The sequence below is a fragment of the Cupriavidus sp. CP313 genome, from assembly GCF_054072015.1.
In genome coordinates, this window is sequence record NZ_JBSVZB010000022.1 from 130,169 (window position 1) to 149,961 (window position 19,793).

The following is a 19,793-nucleotide window of genomic DNA, read 5'->3' on the forward strand; positions in this document are numbered from 1 at the left end:
CATATCCAGTCGGTCGACGAGGAAATCCAGCAGCACCTTTATCGGATCGAAATCCCACAGCAGATCCAACTGTCGATTCGCGGATTGTCTCACGCCCGTGAAAAGAGGACGGGGCCGGCCAGGCGCAGCCATCCTCGGATCGGCCGATCGTGCTGTAGCCGACGAAGCAGCGCTCACTCGAGACGCATCAAGTGACGCCATTCGGTACCCATATTGTCGTCGGTGACCTGCCTCAGCCCAATGGTGCGGGCCAGGATGCGCGGACAGGTTTCCATGGGATCCTCGCGATGAGAGCTATCACCGTGCAGCGAGGATTCCCACTGGGTCATCCAGGCATTTGCGACGAGGCGGTCTTGGCCGCGACCCACGTCGAGGATCGGCCGGCCATCGATGCGATAGGCTTCCAGAGTGCGGCGGAGGTGTTCGAAGTCCCAGGCCAGCGGTGCACGCGACACAACCATATGATTGCTGAAACGCGCCCCGTGGGGGAATGCCAGACAAGCCGTGCGCTGAACCCGCTCCGAATCGGTGGTGTTGTAGTAAAGGACTCCCCCTGGCGTCAAGTGGGCATCGGCCAGTTGAAGGAATTCGGCGGACAGCAGATTGGTGGCATTGGCCCTGAAATGCCAAGTCGTATTAGAGACGATAGCGTCAAAGCGCCGTTCGCGGTTCATGCGCAACCAGCGGCGTCCGTCGTCAATCACGAGAGTCACCTTGGGGTTGCTCAGTACAGATGCAACTTCCGCCGAACCCGCCACCAACTCAACGTAGCCGGGATTGATCTCCACGATTGTCAGCGATCGCACCTCCGGATTGTTGGCAATCACCTGCGCCCACGAACCGGATGAAAGTCCGATCATCAGCACGTCGCGCGGGTGGCGGTGGAACAGGTTCAGCGCATAGGGACGAAAGATGCCATTTGTGTCATGCCGCAGATCGACGTTAAAACGGCCGTCATACATACCGCCGCCATACACAGTACCCTCCCGGTCGACTGTGATGATGCCGCTGCGGTTTTCGATCACGTGGGCGAAAGGCCCCTTGGCGTCGGATGAACCTTTCCATAACAGCGTTTCCAGTACGCCGTTACTAAGCGCAGGCAGCGCCGCTACGGTCAACATGCCCATAGCGGCGGCCCAGCCGACATGCCAGCGCTTCACCACCGGTGGCAGAGGCAGCCATGCGTGCAGCAACAAGGAACATGCGACACCAGCCCCCACCAGCACCATGGAAATGCTGACCAGTCCGAGATGCTCCATCAGGACAAACCCGGTAAGGATGCTGCCCGTGACAGAGCCGACTATGTTGGCGAGATAGAGTAGCGCAATGCGCATGCCGGCATGGCCATCAGGGGACACGCCCCAATGGGCCAGGCAAGGTAGCAGCGCCCCCCAGTTGCGGGCCACCACGAACACCACCAGCAGCGAGACGCCAAACTGCGCGCCACCGGGCACGGGGAAATGCGCCAGCAGTGGAAGAAACAGCAAGCCCACCAGATTGGCCTTGAACAGCGAGCCTGCCAACTGCCGCATGCCGTCTTCGAGCGCCCCGCCGCACCACTCCCCCGCCTGGCGCGATCCCGACGCGATGCCGATCAAAAATGCTCCCAAGGTAGCCGCGAAAGCCGAGGCGCCGCTCCCGGAGGCATAAGACACCGTGCGGAAGAAGAAGATCTCATATGAGAGCGAGATCGCCCCGCCAGCACAAGCCAGGGCCAGCACCGCGCCAAAGGGCAGGGCCGGTGTAGCGGTCGGTAGAACCTGCGATTGTGCCGCGCCCGTATCGCCCCCACCACTGTCGCGCCAGTGCGCGACCAACGCCCCGACCGCCACCGCTGCATTGATGGCAACCGCCACGTACACCGCAGCCTGCATGCCGAGAAAAGGGAACAGCAACGCCGTACAGATTAGGCAAGCGACGCCAGCCCCCAAGGTATTGACGTAGTAGAGCAAGCCGACGGAGCTGCCCACGTTACCAGAGCGTCGAGCCAGATGACCGACCAGGACCGGCAGCGTGGCGCCCATGAGCAGCGTCGGCGCCAGCACCAGCGCCAACGCCACTGCCGCTGTCGCGCTTAACGGCAGACCCAGCGCAAGGGTGCCAACCCGGTCGAAAACATCAAGCGACACGAGGCCGAAGGCTCCAGTGAGAAGCTCGATGGCTGCCAGCAGCGGAAGCAAGGCAAGGCCGCGTCGTTTCGACAGCAACCCGCCCGCGAGACTGCCGAGCCCAAGCCCCAGCATGAAGGCGGTGACGACGATAGTCACCGACTCGATATTGACACCAAGAATCCGAAACAGAGCGCGTTGCCATATCAGCTGGTAAATAAGAGCCGGAAATCCGGAAAAGAAAAACAAGATGCAGAGGGTATGCTTCCAACGTAGCGCAGTGGCATCCGCCGGGGCTTTGCCGCCGTCTTGAACCCGTGTTGCCGTCGGCAATGCGGTTGCGATCAAGTTTCTCGATTTCATGGTTCCCCCCTCCAGCCGACGATTATTCTTGTCGGTCGTGCGTTCGTGGTTCGAACACATCCGAAACACACCTCCTCAGCCGCACAGCCAGCCAATGCAAAAAGGGCATGCGGCGCGCGCCGGCTCAGACCGGCTGAGGCGCTGCGGCTGGTTCCGCCCTTGCTGGCGCACCCCTGCCGGCAAGCAAGCGCAGCGCGCCTGCTGTCAGCACCCACAATCCCACGCCAGCCACAACATCGATAAGAAAGTGGCCACCCTCGGTGGGTGTTGACACGATCAACAACAGGTTAAGCAGGCCGATGATCACCACGCCCACCCGCGTCCAGCGCATCGCCTGCACAAAGAACAGCGCCATGGCCGTGTGATAGGAGGGAAGCGATACCAGGCCCTGCATTTGTGCGAGGTCGAACACCCGCATCGATCCTTCACGCAGCGCGCTGAAGTGTGAAACGGTGGCCATTTCTGCAGGACTCGCCACGCCGAAGAAAACGAAGGCCCCCGTGGCCGGCCACGGTGCCGCAATCAGCAGCAGCAGCACGGATGAGAGCATCAGATTGGAAAGGAACTCCCGCAAGTAAGCAGCCCGCCCAAGCAATCCGACTAGCATTGGCACCAGCACCAGTTGAGGCAGACCGCTGGCGTAGGCCAGCTGCAAAACGAAGTTCAGTGTCGACTGCGCCCGCACCCAGGCATAGGCACGCGGCCAATCAAAGCCTAGCATCGCATCCAATGCCGCCAGCCTGGCGTCCACCAATGGAGGGGCAAGCGTGACAAGCAAGTAGGACAAGACGCACGTGACACTGGTGAATGCGACCAACAACGCGCCACACTGCGCTACCAGTGCCAGGCGTCGGTAGTGCAATCCGCGCGAAGTCGTCGTTATGCGTGGCAGGCCCGCAATCAAACTCAGCACCAGGGAGATGGCCGCCAGCATGGCCACCGCCAGGCAACGCGAGACTAGACCGCTATGCGTCACCGAACGCCCGCTGGCCATCAGCCAGACAAAATCCAGCACCAGAATTACGAGCACAATCGCCCATCGAATAGCGTCGCTGCGGGTAAACACCCTAGTATCGATTGTCATTTTGCAGCTCCCCCCGGAACCGTACGACGGCAAACCTAGGCATGCTTGAGGACGCATGGTGCATCCACTCGCCAACCTTCGGCGAGCCGACCTGCCTGCACTTTCTCTGCTCCAATCTCGGCGTTGTGACCCCACACCCACCCCATAGCGTTCGCGGAGGGCCTTGTACTTGATCTGCTTGTGTCCGCGGCGAGGATGTCCTGGGAGAAGTTCTGGGCCTGCACGGTCTTGGACTGTGCGAGGTCACATTTCACGCTTTGGTAAAAGGCTTGCGCAGCATAGCCCTGCCGGAACTCGCGATGGATTGGCCCAATGGCCGTCCCGGAAGCGCCCGAACAGATGAGCTCTTTGCGAGAGTAATCGTCCGACATGGTTTGGGCTGTCTTCCAGCCGTCCGGCGAGTTAAGCAGTCCTGTCCAGAATCGCTGCCCGACGGCGCACCCATTCTGGTCGAAGAACATCTCGCTGCCGGTGGACGTTGTTGCCTCCCGCCCGACAACATATGACTTGTAGTCGTTGCGTTGACAGGAAGTCGTGGCGCACGCGCCCAGCAACAAGGTGGTGGCTGGAACCGCCACTTTTAAACGCCTCATGACTCCCCCCGGGTAAGGCTTCGCTAAATTTTGCGACAGTTCTGCCACGGGAGGCATCCGCCAAAAGTAGGAGGGCTGGCAAGTCTCAGGAGGAGGGGGCCCGTCATCAGCCTATCGTTTCAGCACGGCTTGATCGCTCGGGCATTTAGCAATAAGGACGTTTATCCGCTGGGCGTCTAGTCATATTCGAATTGGTTGCCAGCGAGTCGACGCACGTGCTGCACGAAACTAGGCCCGTATCGCCAGCCGGCGGCATGGATGGACTCCCCATGCAGGAGTCTATCGCGTACGTCGGCCAGCGCTTGCGCCATCCCTCGGAGCGAGGGCGCGCCAGAAAAAACAAAACCGACGCGCACTGTCGTGGGCGTCGGTCTGAGTTTTACTACACTGTTGTTGCCTGCCGGTGGTCGATTCCGACAGCTTCTTGTTATGGCGGAGAGGGTGGGATTCGAACCCACGGTACCGTCGCCGGTACGCCTGATTTCGAGTCAGGTACATTCGACCACTCTGCCACCTCTCCGGTAACTTGTTGCCGTGTGGCGAAACCGAGATTATAGCCATGTCCAGCCAGCCGATGCAAGAGGCTGGCAGCGGATTTTTTCGGTTCGCTTTACAGCTCCGGCTCCAGGCGGGTGATGCCGCCCATGTACGGCTGCAGCGCGGCCGGCACCGTGACCGAGCCGTCTGCGTTCTGGTAGTTCTCAAGGATCGCCACCAGCGTGCGGCCCACGGCCAGGCCGGAGCCGTTGAGGGTGTGCACCAGCTCCGGCTTGCCCTGTCCCGTGCGCATGCGCGCCTGCATGCGGCGCGCCTGGAAGTCGCCCATGTTCGAGCACGAACTGATCTCGCGGTAGGTGTTCTGCGCGGGGATCCACACTTCCAGGTCATAGGTCTTGGTGCTGCCAAAGCCCATGTCGCCGGTGCAAAGCACGATGGTGCGGAACGGCAGTTCCAGCTTCTTCAGGATCGCCTCGGCGTGGCCGGTCAGTTCGTCCAGCGCATCGAACGATTGCCCGGCCGGCACCACCTGCACCAGCTCGACCTTGTCGAACTGGTGCTGGCGGATCATGCCGCGCGTGTCCTTGCCGTACGAGCCGGCTTCCGAGCGGAAGCACGGCGTATGCGCGACATAGCGCAGCGGCAGCTTCTCGCCGGCGACAATGGCGTCGCGCACGATATTGGTCAGCGGCACCTCGGCGGTCGGGATCAGGTAGAAGTTCTCGATGCGCTCGCCTTCCTCGCTGCCGACCTTGCGCGGCACCTTGAACAGGTCTTCCTCGAACTTGGGCAGTTGGCCGGTGCCGCGCATCGAGGCGGCGTTGACCATGTACGGCACGTACATCTCGGTGTAGCCGTGTTCCTGCGTATGGGTGTCGAGCATCAGCTGCACCAGCGCGCGGTTCATGCGCGCGAGGCCGCCGCGCAGCATCGAGAAGCGCGAACCGGTGACCTTGACCGCGGTGTCGAAGTCCAGGCCCAGCTTCTCGCCCACGTCGACGTGGTCGCGCACGGCGAAGTCAAACTGGCGCGGCTCGCCCACGCGGCGCACTTCGACGTTCTGGGTTTCGTCATTGCCCACCGGCACGCTTTCATGCGGCAGGTTAGGGATCGACAGCATCAGCTCAGCCAGGTGCGCCTGGATCTCGTCCAGCCGCGCGGCCGAGGCCTTGAGCGTGTCGCCGATGCCGCCCACTTCCGCCATCACGGCCGAGGCGTCCTCGCCCTTGCCCTTGAGCATGCCGATCTGCTTGGACAGGCTGTTGCGGCGGGCCTGCAGTTCCTCGGTCTGGGTCTGCAGTTGCTTGCGTTCGGCCTCAAGTGCCTGGAACGCCGCAACGTCGAGTTGGTAGCCGCGCGTGGCAAGGCGTTGCGCCACGGCGTCGATGTCTTTGCGGAACAGCTGGATGTCGAGCATGTTGCTAGGGTGAAGTGCAGGGCCAGCGACATGCCGGCGGACCCGCCATTTTACTGCACCGGCCCCGTCCGGCGCGAACTGGGCGATGCCAGGCCACCGCCGTGTTGCCGGCTCACGCCACCGCTCACTCCCCGCCCTTGCCGCCGTCCTTTGCCTTGGCCACGCGCTGCTCGCGATGCCAGGCGGCATCCAGCTCGCGCAGGTGGCGCAGCTTCTCGGCGATCTTGCCCTCCAGCCCGCGCGGCACCGGCTGGTACCAGCCCTGGGCCTTCAGGTCGTCCGGGAAGTAGTGCTCGCCGGCGGCGTAGGCCTCGGGCTCGTCGTGCGCGTAGCGGTACGCGTGGCCGTGGCCAAGCTCCTTCATCAGCTTTGTCGGCGCGTTGCGCAGGTGCACCGGCACCGCGCGCGACTTGTCCTTGCCGACGAAGGCGCGCGCCGCGTTGTAGGCGTTGTAGCCGGCGTTGGACTTGGGCGCCACGGCCAGGTAGATCAGCGCCTGGCCGAGCGCCAACTCGCCCTCGGGCGAGCCGAGGCGCTCATAGGTCTCGGCCGCGTCCAGCGTGATGCGGGCGGCACGGGGATCGGCCAGGCCGATATCCTCCCACGCCATGCGCACGATGCGCCGCGCCAGGTAGCGCGGGTCAGCGCCGCCGTCGATCATGCGGCAGAACCAGTACAGCGCCGCGTCCGGGTCCGAGCCGCGCACGGACTTGTGCAGCGCGCTGATCTGGTCGTAGAAGGCATCGCCGCCCTTGTCGAAGCGGCGCAGGTTTTCCGACAGCGCGCTGCCCAAGAGCGCGGTATCGATCTGCGCGGCACCGGCGGTGCGCGCCGCACGCGCCACGATCTCGATATTGTTCAGCAGCTTGCGCCCGTCGCCATCGGCCGAGGCCACGATCAGCTGCAGCGCTTCGTCCTGCCAGGTCACTCCGCCAAGTTCTTCGCTGGCGCGCAGCGCCAGCTGGGTCAGCTCGGCATCGTCCAGGCTCTTGAGCACATAGACCGCCGCGCGCGACAGCAAGGCGCCGTTGACTTCGAACGAGGGATTCTCGGTGGTGGCGCCGATAAAGGTGAAGAGGCCGCTTTCCACATGCGGCAGGAACGCATCCTGCTGGCTCTTGTTGAAGCGGTGGACCTCGTCGACGAACACCAGCGTGCGCCGCCCGTGCGCGCGGAACTGCTCGGCGCGCTCGACCGCCTCGCGGATGTCCTTGACCCCCGACAGCACCGCCGACAGCGCGATGAACTCGGCGTCGAAGGCACTGGCCATCAGCCGCGCCAGCGTGGTCTTGCCCACGCCCGGCGGGCCCCACAGGATCATCGAATGCGGCTCGCCGGACTCGAACGCCACGCGCAGCGGCTTGCCCGCACCCAGCAGGTGCTGTTGCCCGATCACCTCGTCGATGGTGCGCGGGCGCAGGCGCTCGGCCAGCGGTTGCCGGGAACGGTCGGGAGTATCGGAAAACAGCGTGTCCGCCACGGTATTCAAGCCTTGTGAATGCAGAACGCCACAGTGTAGACCATCGGCGCCCTGCCCTTGCGTGGCGCGCTAGGCGGCGAATGCGACCACGTCCTCGATCTCGACACGGATGCCGATGCGCTCGCCCACGGCATGGTTGTGGTGGGACGGCACCAGCGCCAGCACGCGGCCGCCGCTGGCCAGGCGCAGTGTGTACAGGATCTCGGCGCCGCGGAAGGCCTTGTGGACCACCTCGGCGCGCATCGGGCTGGCGTCGTCGTGGATGATGTCGTCGGGGCGCACCAGCACGTCGACGGCTGCGCCCGCGGGCAGCGCCAGCGGCGCCGCGGGGCGCAGCAGGCCGAGTTCCAGTTCAATCTCCGCAGTCCCGCGCAGCCGCCCCGCCATCAGCACGCCCTGCCCGATAAACCCCGCGACAAAGCGCGATGTCGGCCGGTGGTAGAGGTCGTGCGCGCTGCCCCACTGCTCGATCACCCCGTCGTGCATGACGCCGATCTCGTCGGCCATGGCAAAGGCCTCGTGCTGGTCGTGCGTGACCAGGATCGCGGTGGTGCCCTGCGCCTTCAGGATCGCGCGCACCTCCAGGCTCAGGCGTTCGCGCAGGTCGACGTCGAGGTTGGAGAACGGCTCGTCGAGCAGCAGCAGTTCCGGCCGCGGTGCCAGCGCGCGCGCCAGCGCCACGCGCTGCTGCTGGCCGCCGGACAGCTCATGCGGATACTTGCGGCCCGCGCCGGCCAGGCCGACCAGCTGCAGCACCTCGTCCACGCGCGCCGCGCGCCCGGCGCGGCTGGCCCGCACCAGGCCGAAACCCACGTTGGCCGCCACGTCCAGGTGCGGGAACAGCGCATAGTCCTGGAACACCATGCCGATGCGGCGCTGCTCCGGCGCCAGCATCGCCCCGGAAGACGACACGACCTGCCCGTCCAGCACGATGCGGCCATCCTGCAGCGGCTCGAAACCGGCGATGGCGCGCAGCACCGTGGTCTTGCCGCAGCCGCTGGGCCCCAGCAGGCAGGCGATATTGCCGCGCGCCACCGAGAACGACAGTCCCTTGACCACCGCATGGCGGCCGAAGGCGTGACGGATATGGTCCACCTCGATGACAGCGGCGCCAGCGCCAGTGACGTCAGCAGCGCCTGCGCGGGTCGCCGGCCGGCTGCGGGCCTGGGCGCCGGGCAAGCGTGAATAGGAATCGGTTCGCATGTGCGCATTATAGGGATGCAACCGGGGCCGGGACCGCCTTTCGGGGCGAAAGCGTGCCCCACATTGCTAGAATGCGGCAGCCCGCACGCTGTGCGTGGCACTTCCGCCCACTTTCCGACGCATGCTCCTGTCCAGCCGCCGCCGCTTCCACCCCCTGACCCTGGCCACCCTGGCGATGGCGCTGCTGATCGCCGTGCCGGTGCTGGTGATCGCCTCGGCCGTGCTGCTGCCCGCCGGCGACACCTGGCGCCACCTGATCGACACGGTGCTGGCGGAATACGTGCTCAATACCGTCTGGCTGCTGTGCGGCGTCGCCGTGGGAGTATTGCTGCTGGGGGTGACCACCGCCTGGCTGGTATCGACCTACCGTTTCCCGGGCCACACCGTGATGGAATGGGCGCTGGTCTTGCCGATGGCGATGCCCGCCTACGTCATCGCCTATGCCTACACCGATGCGCTGCAGTTTGCCGGACCCGTGCAGGGCTGGCTGCGCGAGCTGACCGGCTGGAAGGCGCGCGAGTACTGGTTCCCCGATATCCGCTCGCTGGGCGGCGCCATCGCCCTGTTCTCGCTGGTGCTGTACCCCTACGTCTACCTGACCGCGCGCGCGGCCTTCCTGCAGCAGACCCAGAACACGCTGGAGGCCGCGCGCCTGCTCGGCCACGGCACCTGGAGCCGGCTCTGGCGCGTGGTGCTGCCGCTGGCGCGCCCCGGCATCGTTGCCGGCACCGCCCTGGCGATGATGGAAACGCTGGCCGACTTCGGCACCGTCGCCTACTTTGCCATCCCGACTTTCTCCACCGGCATCTTCCGCGCCTGGTTTTCGCTTGGCGACAAGAACGCCGCGGCGCAGCTGTCAGCGTGCATGCTGCTGTTCGTCGCCGCCATCCTGCTGATGGAGCGCGCCAGCCGCGGCCGCGCGCAGGTTTACGGCAACCAGCGCCGCGCCGTGGCCTGGGCGCTGGACGACGCGCGCGGCTGGCTTGCGCTGGCCGTGTGCATGGTGCCGGTGCTGCTGGGCTTCCTGATTCCCGCGCTGATGTTGTGCCGCATGGCCTTCACCGACGGCGATGCGCAGTTCGGCCCGCGCTTTGTCGGGCTGGTGCGCAACAGCTTCCTGCTGGCCAGCGCCACCGCGCTGGCCGCGGTGGCGGTCGCGCTGGCGGTGGGCTACGCAGCGCGCGCGGCCAACGGCAAGCGCAGCTGGCTGATGCGCGGCCTGACGCGGCTGTGCGGCATGGGTTATGCGCTGCCGGGCTCGGTCATTGCCGTGGGCGTGCTGGTGCCGGTGGCGCGGCTCGACAACGCGCTGTCGGCCTGGCTGCAGCAGCAGTTCGGGCTCTCGGTGGGGCTGCTGCTGACCGGCGGCATCGCCGCACTGGTCTATGCGCTGCTGGTGCGCTTCCTGGGCGTGGCGCTGCAGACCGTCAATGCCGGGCTGGGCAAGATCACGCCCAGCATGGACGCCGCCGCGCGCAGCCTGGGCCACGGCCCAGGCGCCACGCTGCGGCGCGTGCATTTCCCGATGCTGCGCGGCAGCCTGCTGACCGCGGCACTGATCGTCTTTGTCGACGTGATGAAGGAGTTGCCGGCCACCTTCGTGATGCGCCCGTTCAACTTCGACACGCTGGCCGTGCAAGCCTACAACCTCGCTGCCGACGAGCGCCTGGCCGAGGCCGCCACCGCCTCGCTGGTGATCGTGGCCGTGGGCCTGCTGCCGGTGATCGTGCTGTCGCGCACGATCCGGCGCGAAGCACAGCGCTGAACTTCCGCCCCTTGCCGTTCCTGCCCTAAAGTCGCGCTCCCGCGCGCCGATAGCCTTTTATGGCCCGGCGTTCGCCCGGGAGCGAACAGCGGCATGCCTGCCGCGCAAGAACCTATGCTGCGATATCACATCCTGCTGTTCAAGTTGAACCGGCTGAGCCGCAACAAGCTGAGCGGCGTGGAAGAAGTCTCGCTGGCCGGTCAGCTGGCGGAGATGGTCGATTCGGCCGACACGGCCGCGCGCGTCATCGCTGACCTGTTCGATCACGCCAACCCGCAGGTGCGCCGCGTCGCCCTCAACGCGATCCGCCGCGCGCGGCAGTTCTCGTCGCCCGAACTGCAGCCCGCGCTGGTGCGCCGCATGGCCGATGCCGAAGCGGTGCTGCGCCATGACGCCGTCTGGATCGTGCAGGAAACCCGGATGGATGGCGCCGAACTGCGCGCCGCGCTGCGCCGCCTTGCCGGCAAGGTGCAGCTGCCGTGGGACGCCGAGCGCGCCCGCGCCAATCCCGGCGACACCGCGCTGGCGGCGCAGGTGCGCGCGCGCATGGCATTGGACAAGCTGCTGGAAAAGAGTGCGGCGGAGCGCAACCAGGCGCTGGCCGCGATGACGCTGGGCGGGACGCCGGACCAGCCCTATGCCGAAGGCACCGTCGGCCACAAGGGCGTGCTGCACCGGGCACTGGTGCGGCGTCAGGCGGGGCGGCGGCTCCACAGCAGCGTGAAGCTGACGTTCCGCAAGCTGGAGCCCACGCAGGTGACGGGGAACAAGCGGTTCCTGCTGTAGCAGGAACCGCGCTACTGCAAAGACCGTGGCGGCTTACTTGAAGCCGGCGCGGTCCACCAGCTTCTGTGCCTGCGGCTGGTACTTGCCCAGTTCGGCCACGTTGATGGTGTCGGACTTGAACGTGCCCAGCGCTTCCAGCGCCGGGTTGCTGACCTTCACGCCCTGCACCACCGGCCATTCGTTATTGCCATCGGCAAAGTAGCGCTGCGCCTCGTCGCTGGCCAGGTACTCCAGGAACTTGACCGCCGCTTCCTTGTTGGGCGCATGCTTGAGCATGCCGCCGCCCGAGACGTTCATGTGCACGCCCTGGCTCGACTGGTTCGGCCACAGCACGCCCAGCTTGTCGGCCACGGCCTTGTCTTCCGGCTTGGTCGACTTCAGCAGGCGCGCGATGTAGTAGGTGTTGGCGATGGCCACGTCGCACTCGCCGGCGGCAACCGCCTTGAGCTGGTCGGTGTCGCCGCCCTTGGGCACGCGCGCCAGGTTGGCGGCCACGCCGCGCGCCCATTGCTCGGTGCGTGCCTCGCCATCGTGGGCGATCAGGCTGGAGACCAGCGACAGGTTGTAGACATGGCCGCTGGAACGCGTGCAGACCTTGCCCTTCCACTTGGGATCGGCCAGGTCTTCATAGCTGGCGATATCGCCGGCCTTGACCGCGGTCTTGTTGTAGGCGATCACGCGGCCGCGCGCCGAGAAGCCGAACCATTCGCCATTGGCGTCCCGGTAGTTGGCCGGGATGCGCGATTCCAGCACCTTCGACTTTACCGGCGCAAACACGCCAGCCTGCTGGGCGCGCCACAGACGGCCGATATCCACCGTGATGAACACGTCCGCCGGGCTGTTGGCGCCTTCATTGCGGATGCGCTCCAGCAGCGGGTCTTCCTGGCCTTCGATGCGGTTGATCTTGATGCCGGTCTGCTTGGTGAAGTTGGCGTACAGCGCTTCGTCCGTCTGGTAGTGCCGCGCGGTATAGAGGTTGAGCACCTTTTCCTGCGCCGCCGCGGCGAGCGGCAGGGTCAGCAGGGCCAGCGCCGCAGCGCGCGGCAGCAAGGTTCGGATAGTGGTCTTCACGCGGATGGCTCCCCAGCATGGTTTGGGCAGCCGCCGGGGACTCCGAGGCCGCCCGGTTATTGGATTCCGGTCAGCGGGAAACAATATTGATTCTTGTTCAGGCGGTCAAATTACATTTCTGTAATGTTGGCCGCCGCTCCGGCCTCAGCCGCGGCGCACCCAGACTACCTTGCCGGCCTTGACGCCCAGGGTGCGGCGCTGCGGGTTGTAGTCCATGGTGCCGGGGAACTGCTGGCCGTCGCGCTCGCCCAGGCGCCACGCGCAGCCCTGCAGCAGGCCGATGACCTCGGCCTCGGTCTTGCCGACCAGGGCATCGTCGGCCAGCTTGTCGGCGGCGCAGCCCTCCGGCGTGCCACGCGCGCCTTGCGGGCCGGTCGGCGCGGGCGCCGGCGGCTGCGCCGCGCAAGCGGCCAGCAGGGCCCCGCCCGCCGCCAGCGTGGCGGCCTGGCGCGTCCAACGGCGGATGGTTCGCATCGCAATCATGTCGTTCTCCTGATGGGTATGGCGAGTATGAGGATGCTGGGACACGCGGCATACCGCGGCGTTCAGCTTCTTTGCACACCGATGTGAGACTTTTACCGCATTGCAACGTATTGCGCACATATTCCGTGTGGCGTCGGCTTGATCTGGATAAACCGGGCTACAACCCATGCGTGCTATCAGTGAGCAAGCGGGCCGGCAACGTCCCGCACCACTCCACCCAACGCGCATCCCCTTGCGCCTTCCCTGGGAGCAACGCATGACCGCAATGATGAAAGCCGCCGTTTTTGTCGAGCCTGGCCGGATCGAACTGGCAGACAAGCCCATCCCGGATATCGGCCCCAACGATGCCCTGGTGCGCATCACCACCACCACCATCTGCGGCACCGACGTGCACATCCTCAAGGGCGAGTACCCGGTGGCGAAGGGCCTGACCGTGGGCCATGAACCCGTCGGCATCATCGAAAAGCTCGGCAGCGCGGTGACGGGATACCGCGAAGGCCAGCGCGTGATCGCCGGCGCAATCTGCCCCAACTTCAACTCCTACGCGGCGCAGGACGGCGTGGCCTCGCAGGATGGCAGCTACCTGATGGCCAGCGGGCAGTGCGGCTGCCTCGGCTACAAGGCGACCGCGGGCTGGCGCTTCGGCAACATGATCGACGGTACCCAGGCGGAATACGTGCTGGTGCCCGACGCCCAGGCCAACCTGGCGCCGATCCCCGATGGCCTCACCGACGAGCAGGTGCTGATGTGCCCTGACATCATGTCCACCGGCTTCAAGGGCGCGGAAAACGCCAATATCCGCATCGGCGACACCGTGGCCGTGTTCGCGCAGGGCCCGATCGGGCTATGCGCGACCGCCGGCGCGCGGCTGTGCGGCGCCACCACCATCATCGCCATCGACGGCAACGACCACCGGCTGGAGATCGCGCGCAAGATGGGCGCGGACGTGGTCCTGAACTTCCGTAACTGCGACGTGGTGGACGAGGTCATGAAGCTGACCGGCGGGCGCGGCGTCGACGCCTCGATCGAGGCGCTGGGCACGCAGGCAACCTTCGAGCAGTCGCTGCGCGTGCTCAAGCCCGGCGGCACGCTGTCCAGCCTGGGGGTCTATTCAAGCGACCTGACCATTCCGCTGTCGGCCTTCGCCGCGGGGCTGGGCGACCACAAAATCAACACCGCGCTGTGCCCCGGCGGCAAGGAACGCATGCGGCGGCTGATCAATGTGATCGAGTCGGGCCGCGTCGACCTGGGAGCGCTGGTGACGCACCAGTACCAGCTGGACGACATCGTCGCGGCCTACGACCTGTTCGCCAACCAGCGCGACGGCGTGCTGAAGATCGCCATCAAGCCGCACTGACGGCGGCGCCTCAGGTTCAGCCCTTGGCCCGGTCGGCCAGCGTCTTCATCGCATCGGCCGGCAACGGGCCGTGGCAGGTGCGCTCGCCGCCGGACTCGCTGACCACCAGCCATACCTGGTCCGGCTGGCCCTTCGGATGCAACAGCCAGGCCGGGCCGCGCGCATTGCTGCTGGGCGGCAGGTCTTCCAGCACGCCGGTGCTGGCCGATTGCAGCATCACCGCGCACTCGGCGGCGGGAACGCGCGTGGCCTTGAGGAAGCCGGGATTGCCCAGCACTTCGGGCAACCCCGAGTCCGGTGCGCGCAGGAAGGAATCGACATCGAACTTGCTGGCGCCGCCGCCGCTGCTGGCACATGCCGCCAACAGCAGCGCGCCGGCACTGGCCAGCAACACGGCGCGCTGGCGGCGCCGGGAACGGATGGTGACTGCGGGACCTTCCTGCGGATCGTTCATGGCGGGCCTCACTGCTTCATCACATCGGCGCCCTTGGGCACCGTGAACCGGAATGCATCGGCCGCCAGCGGCGGGTTTTTCTGCATGCCCGTGAAGGTCAGCAGGGTGGTGTTGCCGAAAGCGTCGCGCAGTTCCATGGCTTCAAGGTTGCCCGCCTTGAAGCCGATGCCGATGCGCTCGAACTGCGTGTCCTTGGCCTTGGGCGTCAGCTCCAGCCACTCTACGCCGTCGCGCGTCGGGCCGTTCTTGACCACGAAGTTCTTCTCCAGGTCGTTGCTGCCGAACAGGATCGCCGCCGGGCTGGAACCAAGCGCGCCGTCGAGCTTGCGCTCGGTAACCTGGTTCAGGTCCTTGTCGTAGATGTACAGGGTCTGGCCGTCGGCCTGCAGCAGCTGGTCGTAGGGCTTGGTATAGCGCCAGGTGAACTTGCCCGGGCGCGAGAATACAAAGGTGCCGCTGGAGGTGCCGGTCACCTTGCCGTTGGCGCCCTGCCCCTTGACCTGGCGCTGCGTGAACTCGCCGCGCGCGCTCTTCACGCCGGTGACAAAGCTCTGCAACTGGTCGGTGGCGGCGGCGTGGGCCGGCGCCTGGAGGGCAAACATCGCCAGCGCGGCGCAAGCCGACACGAGGATGCGATTTCGCATGGTTCGGGTCCTGGTAGTTGTAGGGTGCGTTGCCTGCGCCGCGTCGGGCACGGGCAACCTGTCCTTTTAGAGCCGCCGGCAGCCCGGGGATTCCGCGCGCCGCAAGCCGGCGGGTAACCGGATATTACGAAGGCTGCGCGAGCGGCGCTCAGTCATCTTCGCGGGCGGCACCGCCACCCTGCACCAGGATGTCGCGGTTGCCATTGCCCGACATGGCCGATACCATCCCGGCCTTTTCCATGTCTTCGAGCAGCCGCGCGGCACGGTTGTAGCCAATGCGCAGGTGGCGCTGCACCAGCGAGATCGACGCGCGCCGGTTCTTCAGCACCACCTCGACTGCCTGGTCGTACAGCGGATCGGCCTCGCCGCCGCCACCGCCAATGCCGGCACCGCCGCCAAACCCGTCGCCGCCGCCGGCGTCATCGGTCAGGCCGCCTTCGAGGATGCCCTCGATGTAGTTGGCCTCGCCGGATGCCTTGAGCTTTTCCACCACGCGGTGGACTTCCTCGTCCGAGACAAAGGCGCCGTGCACGCGCACCGGCAGGCCGGTGCCCGGCGCCAGGTAGAGCATGTCGCCCATGCCCAGCAGCGCTTCGGCGCCCTGCTGGTCGAGGATGGTGCGCGAGTCGATCTTGCTGCTGACCTGGAACGCGATCCGGGTCGGCACGTTGGCCTTGATCAGGCCGGTGATCACGTCCACCGACGGGCGCTGCGTGGCCAGCACCAGGTGCAGGCCGGCCGCGCGCGCCTTCTGCGCGATGCGGGCGATCAGCTCTTCCACCTTCTTGCCGACCACCATCATCAGGTCGGCCAGCTCGTCGATGACAATGACGATGGTGGGCAGCCGGTCCAGCGGCTCCGGGGCGTCCGGGGTCAGGCTGAACGGGTTGGGGATCTTCTCTTCGCGGGCCGCGGCCTCGTCGATCTTCTTGTTGTAGCCGGCCAGGTTGCGCACGCCCAGCTTGCTCATCAGCTTGTAGCGGCGCTCCATCTCGCCGACGGCCCAGTTCAGGGCATTGCCGGCCTGGCGCATGTCGGTCACCACCGGGCACAGCAGGTGCGGGATGCCCTCGTAGACGCTCATTTCGAGCATCTTCGGGTCGATCAGGATCAGGCGTACGCTTTCCGCCTTGGACTTGTACAGCAGCGACAGGATCATCGCGTTGATGCCGACCGACTTGCCCGAGCCGGTGGTGCCGGCCACCATGCAGTGCGGCATGCGGGCCAGGTCGGCCACCATCGGCTTGCCGGCGATGTCCTTGCCCAGCGCCATGGTCAGGCTGGACGCGCTCTCGTTGTAGACCTGCGAGCCGAGGATTTCCGACAGGCGCACCGTCTGGCGCTTCGGGTTGGGCAGCTCCAGCCCCATGTAGTTCTTGCCCGGGATGGTCTCGACCACGCGGATCGACACCAGCGACAGCGAGCGCGCCAGGTCGCGCGCCAGGTTCACCACCTGGCTGCCCTTGACGCCGGTGGCCGGCTCGATCTCATAGCGGGTGATGACCGGGCCCGGGTAGGCCGCCACCACCTTGACCTCGACGCCGAAGTCCTTGAGCTTCTTCTCGATCAGGCGCGAGGTGAACTCCAGGGTCTCGGCGCTGACGGTTTCCTGGTGCGGAGGGATCGGGTCCAGCAGCGACAACGGCGGCAGGTCCGAATCCTGGATATCGGCAAACAGCGGCTGCTGCTTCTCGCGCTCGACGCGCTCATGCTTGGGCACCGCCTGCGGGCGCACGATCTGCACCGGCGCCGCCTCTTCGATGCGCACGCGCTGCACCTCGACGGTTTCCTTGCGCTCGGTCTTGGCGGCCTCGCCGATGATGCGGTCCTGCTTGCTCTCGCGGCGGGCCTTGAAGCCCAGGAACAGGGTCTCGACAAAGCCGCCGACGTGCTCGGCCACGGTCAGCCAGGAGAAATGGAAGAACAGTGACAACCCGATCGCCAGCAGCAGCAACAGCAGCAGGGTCGCGCCGGTGAAGCCCAGCGCCACCTGCAGCCAGCCGCCCAGCAGGTCGCCCAGCACCCCGCCCGGCGCGCGCGGCAGCGCGGCGCGCAGCGGGTACATGCGGATCGCCTCCAGGCCCATGCTGGAGAACAGGGTCAGCCCGAAGCCGATCCAGCTGACGGTCACGCCCTGGCGGTGCAGGCCGTGGTCCGCGCGCTCGGGCAGCTCGGCGGTCAGCGTGCGCCAGCCGCGCCAGCAGCGGCGCACCAGCAGCACCGCCAGCCAGTAGGCGGAAAAGCCGAAGATAAAGAACAGCACGTCGGCCACCCAGGCGCCGACGCGCCCGCCCAGGTTGTGGATATCGGCCACCTGGTTGGCATGCGACCAGCCGGGATCAGTCTTGCTGTAGCTGGCCAGCACGCACAGGAAGCCCAGCGTGACGGCCAGCAGCAGGAACCAGCGGACCTCGCCCAGCAGTTTGCCGATGCGGGATGGCAAGGCTGAGGGATCGGTGCGGGTGGTCGTGGTAGCTCGGGCCATGCCTGGTTAAGACTCGCGTGTAAGGTGATTCCGGATGCGTTTCGGGCCGATGCCGGTATCGGTCAGTGGTCACTCACCGGGTGACTGACGGTCATCGTGGCGGCCATTTTAACGTGGCCCGAGACTATCGCACTCATTGGAATTTGCAACAGTGAGCAAATGCGGCTCCTCTTATAATGTCGCTTTCGAGCAATGCCGGTGGGCAGCATGCCGCACCGGCCACAGGAACGCATCATGGCAAAACACGCAAAAGTGCTGATTCTCGGTTCTGGTCCCGCCGGCTATTCCGCCGCGGTCTACGCGGCCCGCGCCAACCTGGAGCCGGTGCTGGTCACTGGCCTGGCACAGGGCGGCCAGCTGATGACCACCACGGACGTCGAGAACTGGCCGGGCGATGCCAAGGGCGTCCAGGGTCCGGAACTGATGCAGCGCATGCTGGCGCATGCCGAGGAATTCAAGACCGAAATCATCTTCGATCACATTCACACCGCCAAGCTGGTGGACGACAACGGCCAGCCGGCCCGCCCGTTCCGCCTGATCGGCGACGCCGGTGAATACACCTGCGACGCCCTGATCATCGCCACCGGCGCCTCGGCGCAGTACCTGGGCCTGCCGTCCGAAGAGTCCTTCATGGGCCGCGGCGTGTCGGCCTGCGCCACCTGCGACGGCTTCTTCTACAAGAACCAGGAAGTGGCCGTGGTCGGCGGCGGCAACACCGCCGTGGAAGAGGCGCTGTACCTGTCGCATATCGCTAGCAAGGTCACCGTGATCCACCGCCGCGACAGCTTCCGCGCCGAGCCGATCCTGGTCGACCGCCTGCTGCAGCGTGAAAAGGAAGGCCGCGTGGTGATCCGCTACGACAGCGTGCTGGATGAAGTGCTGGGCGACGATTCCGGCGTGACCGGCCTCCGCATCCGCGGCGCCAAGACCGGCCAGACGGAGGACCTGAAGCTGGCGGGCGTGTTCATCGCCATCGGCCACAAGCCCAACACCGACCTGTTCGAAGGCCAGCTGGCCATGGAAAACGGCTACCTGGTGACCAAGTCGGGCCTGCAGGGCGACGCCACCGCCACCAGCGTGCCGGGCGTGTTCGCCGCCGGCGACGTGCAGGACCATGTCTACCGCCAGGCCATCACCAGCGCCGGCACGGGCTGCATGGCCGCGCTGGACGCCCAGCGCTTTGTCGAAGCCCTGAAGTAAGCACAGCTCCCTCCGCCGGCCGGGCCGCCACGGCCCGCCGGCGCGTCCCCCCTGCGGCATCTCCTGCCGCCCCGCCAGTCGATATAATCTGCGCCGAGCCCCCGGAGATTCTCAATGACGCACGGCGCCCGCAAACCCGACCGACCGCCCCAACGTTTCGGCCTGAACGACCTTGCCAGGCTGCGCGACACCCTCAAGGCCGATACCGAGCGCCGCGAAGCCGAGCGCGTGGCCGCCGAGCAGGCCGCCCAGCGCGCCCGCGACGAGGCCGACGTCTTCCGCACCAGCGTGGGCCAGGTCAGCCAGCTGCGCGACCGCAACCGCGCCCCCGTGCCCGCCAGCAAGCCCGCCCCGGTGCCGGTGCAGTCGCGCCGCAACGACGAAGCGGTGCTGGCGGCCTCGCTGTCCGATGATTTCGACGTGGAAAGCCTGCTGGAAACCGACGAGACCCTGTCGTTCCGCCGGCCCGGCATCGGCATGGACGTGATCCGCAAGCTGCGCCGCGGCGAATGGGTGCCGCAGGACAAGGTCGACCTGCACGGCCTGCGCAGCGACGAGGCGCGCGAGGCGCTGGCCGAGTTCCTGCGCCGCTCGGTGCGCAACGGCGTGCGCTGCGTGCGCGTGATCCACGGCAAGGGCCTGGGCTCGCCCGACAAGCTGCCGGTGCTCAAGGGCAAGGTGCGCAGCTGGCTGGTGCAGAAGGAGGAAGTGCTCGCCTTCGTGCAGGCGCGCGAGGCCGAAGGCGGCGCCGGCGCACTGATGGTGCTGCTGCGCCAGCCGCGAACCTGACGCATCGCCACGG

General features: G+C 66.4%; 16 protein-coding genes and 1 tRNA gene. 5 read left to right on the forward strand and 12 right to left on the reverse strand.

Annotation, left to right across the window (positions count from 1 at the left end):
* Positions 1-173: 173 nt before the first annotated feature.
* The 7 genes from ACW4E8_RS26775 to ACW4E8_RS26805 all read right to left on the reverse strand — a co-directional run bounded on the left by ACW4E8_RS26775 (position 174) and on the right by ACW4E8_RS26805 (position 8,746).
* On the reverse strand, positions 174-2,471 hold the full coding sequence (locus ACW4E8_RS26775) for a spermine/spermidine synthase domain-containing protein (protein WP_456807271.1): 2,298 nt from the start codon (positions 2,469-2,471) through the stop codon (positions 174-176).
* Positions 2,472-2,595: 124 nt separating this feature from the next.
* Positions 2,596-3,555 carry a phosphatase PAP2 family protein gene (locus ACW4E8_RS26780; RefSeq protein WP_456807272.1) on the reverse strand — a complete coding sequence of 320 codons (960 nt, stop codon included), beginning with the start codon at positions 3,553-3,555 and terminating at the stop codon, positions 2,596-2,598.
* Positions 3,556-3,590: 35 nt separating this feature from the next.
* Positions 3,591-4,196, reverse strand: a complete 606-nt coding sequence (locus tag ACW4E8_RS26785; protein ID WP_456807273.1) for a hypothetical protein — start codon at positions 4,194-4,196, stop codon at positions 3,591-3,593.
* 382 nt (positions 4,197-4,578) lie between these two features.
* Positions 4,579-4,668, reverse strand: a tRNA-Ser gene (locus tag ACW4E8_RS26790).
* Positions 4,669-4,758: 90 nt separating this feature from the next.
* The gene (serS, locus tag ACW4E8_RS26795; protein ID WP_456807274.1) at positions 4,759-6,063 is read right to left on the reverse strand and encodes a serine--tRNA ligase; all 1,305 of its coding nucleotides are present in this window, start codon (positions 6,061-6,063) and stop codon (positions 4,759-4,761) included.
* A gap of 124 nt (positions 6,064-6,187) precedes the next feature.
* Positions 6,188-7,543 (reverse strand): replication-associated recombination protein A, encoded by a 1,356-nt coding sequence (locus ACW4E8_RS26800; protein ID WP_051591613.1) that lies wholly within the window; start codon positions 7,541-7,543, stop codon positions 6,188-6,190.
* Between the two features lie 69 nt (positions 7,544-7,612).
* Positions 7,613-8,746 carry an ABC transporter ATP-binding protein gene (locus tag ACW4E8_RS26805; RefSeq protein WP_456807275.1) on the reverse strand — a complete coding sequence of 378 codons (1,134 nt, stop codon included), beginning with the start codon at positions 8,744-8,746 and terminating at the stop codon, positions 7,613-7,615.
* Positions 8,747-8,867: 121 nt separating this feature from the next.
* On the opposite strand from ACW4E8_RS26805, the gene ACW4E8_RS26810 reads away from it, so the two are divergent.
* Both ACW4E8_RS26810 and ACW4E8_RS26815 read left to right on the forward strand, forming a co-directional pair.
* The gene (locus ACW4E8_RS26810; RefSeq protein WP_456807276.1) at positions 8,868-10,511 is read left to right on the forward strand and encodes an ABC transporter permease; all 1,644 of its coding nucleotides are present in this window, start codon (positions 8,868-8,870) and stop codon (positions 10,509-10,511) included.
* Between the two features lie 114 nt (positions 10,512-10,625).
* Positions 10,626-11,297, forward strand: a complete 672-nt coding sequence (locus tag ACW4E8_RS26815; protein ID WP_456807277.1) for a hypothetical protein — start codon at positions 10,626-10,628, stop codon at positions 11,295-11,297.
* A gap of 33 nt (positions 11,298-11,330) precedes the next feature.
* Here ACW4E8_RS26815 and ACW4E8_RS26820 read toward each other — a convergent pair whose 3' ends face one another.
* Both ACW4E8_RS26820 and ACW4E8_RS26825 read right to left on the reverse strand, forming a co-directional pair.
* Positions 11,331-12,368, reverse strand: coding sequence for a Fe(3+) ABC transporter substrate-binding protein (locus ACW4E8_RS26820; protein ID WP_316148660.1), 1,038 nt, complete (start codon positions 12,366-12,368; stop codon positions 11,331-11,333).
* A gap of 144 nt (positions 12,369-12,512) precedes the next feature.
* On the reverse strand, positions 12,513-12,851 hold the full coding sequence (locus ACW4E8_RS26825; RefSeq protein ID WP_316148659.1) for a hypothetical protein: 339 nt from the start codon (positions 12,849-12,851) through the stop codon (positions 12,513-12,515).
* Positions 12,852-13,107: 256 nt separating this feature from the next.
* On the opposite strand from ACW4E8_RS26825, the gene ACW4E8_RS26830 reads away from it, so the two are divergent.
* Positions 13,108-14,208 (forward strand): NAD(P)-dependent alcohol dehydrogenase, encoded by a 1,101-nt coding sequence (locus ACW4E8_RS26830; RefSeq protein ID WP_456807278.1) that lies wholly within the window; start codon positions 13,108-13,110, stop codon positions 14,206-14,208.
* A 16-nt stretch (positions 14,209-14,224) separates the two neighbouring features.
* Here ACW4E8_RS26830 and ACW4E8_RS26835 read toward each other — a convergent pair whose 3' ends face one another.
* From ACW4E8_RS26835 to ACW4E8_RS26845, 3 genes are all read right to left on the reverse strand, one after another.
* Positions 14,225-14,662 (reverse strand): hypothetical protein, encoded by a 438-nt coding sequence (locus ACW4E8_RS26835; RefSeq protein ID WP_456807279.1) that lies wholly within the window; start codon positions 14,660-14,662, stop codon positions 14,225-14,227.
* 8 nt (positions 14,663-14,670) lie between these two features.
* Positions 14,671-15,306 carry an outer membrane lipoprotein chaperone LolA gene (gene lolA / locus ACW4E8_RS26840; protein WP_013955810.1) on the reverse strand — a complete coding sequence of 212 codons (636 nt, stop codon included), beginning with the start codon at positions 15,304-15,306 and terminating at the stop codon, positions 14,671-14,673.
* Positions 15,307-15,454: 148 nt separating this feature from the next.
* On the reverse strand, positions 15,455-17,791 hold the full coding sequence (locus ACW4E8_RS26845) for a DNA translocase FtsK (RefSeq protein ID WP_456807280.1): 2,337 nt from the start codon (positions 17,789-17,791) through the stop codon (positions 15,455-15,457).
* A gap of 234 nt (positions 17,792-18,025) precedes the next feature.
* Between ACW4E8_RS26845 and trxB the strand changes: the two genes are divergently transcribed.
* Both trxB and ACW4E8_RS26855 read left to right on the forward strand, forming a co-directional pair.
* Positions 18,026-18,991 carry a thioredoxin-disulfide reductase gene (trxB, locus tag ACW4E8_RS26850; RefSeq protein WP_456807281.1) on the forward strand — a complete coding sequence of 322 codons (966 nt, stop codon included), beginning with the start codon at positions 18,026-18,028 and terminating at the stop codon, positions 18,989-18,991.
* Positions 18,992-19,105: 114 nt separating this feature from the next.
* Entirely contained in the window at positions 19,106-19,780 is a 675-nt protein-coding gene (locus ACW4E8_RS26855; protein ID WP_456807282.1) for a Smr/MutS family protein, read from the forward strand.
* Positions 19,781-19,793 lie beyond the last annotated feature (13 nt).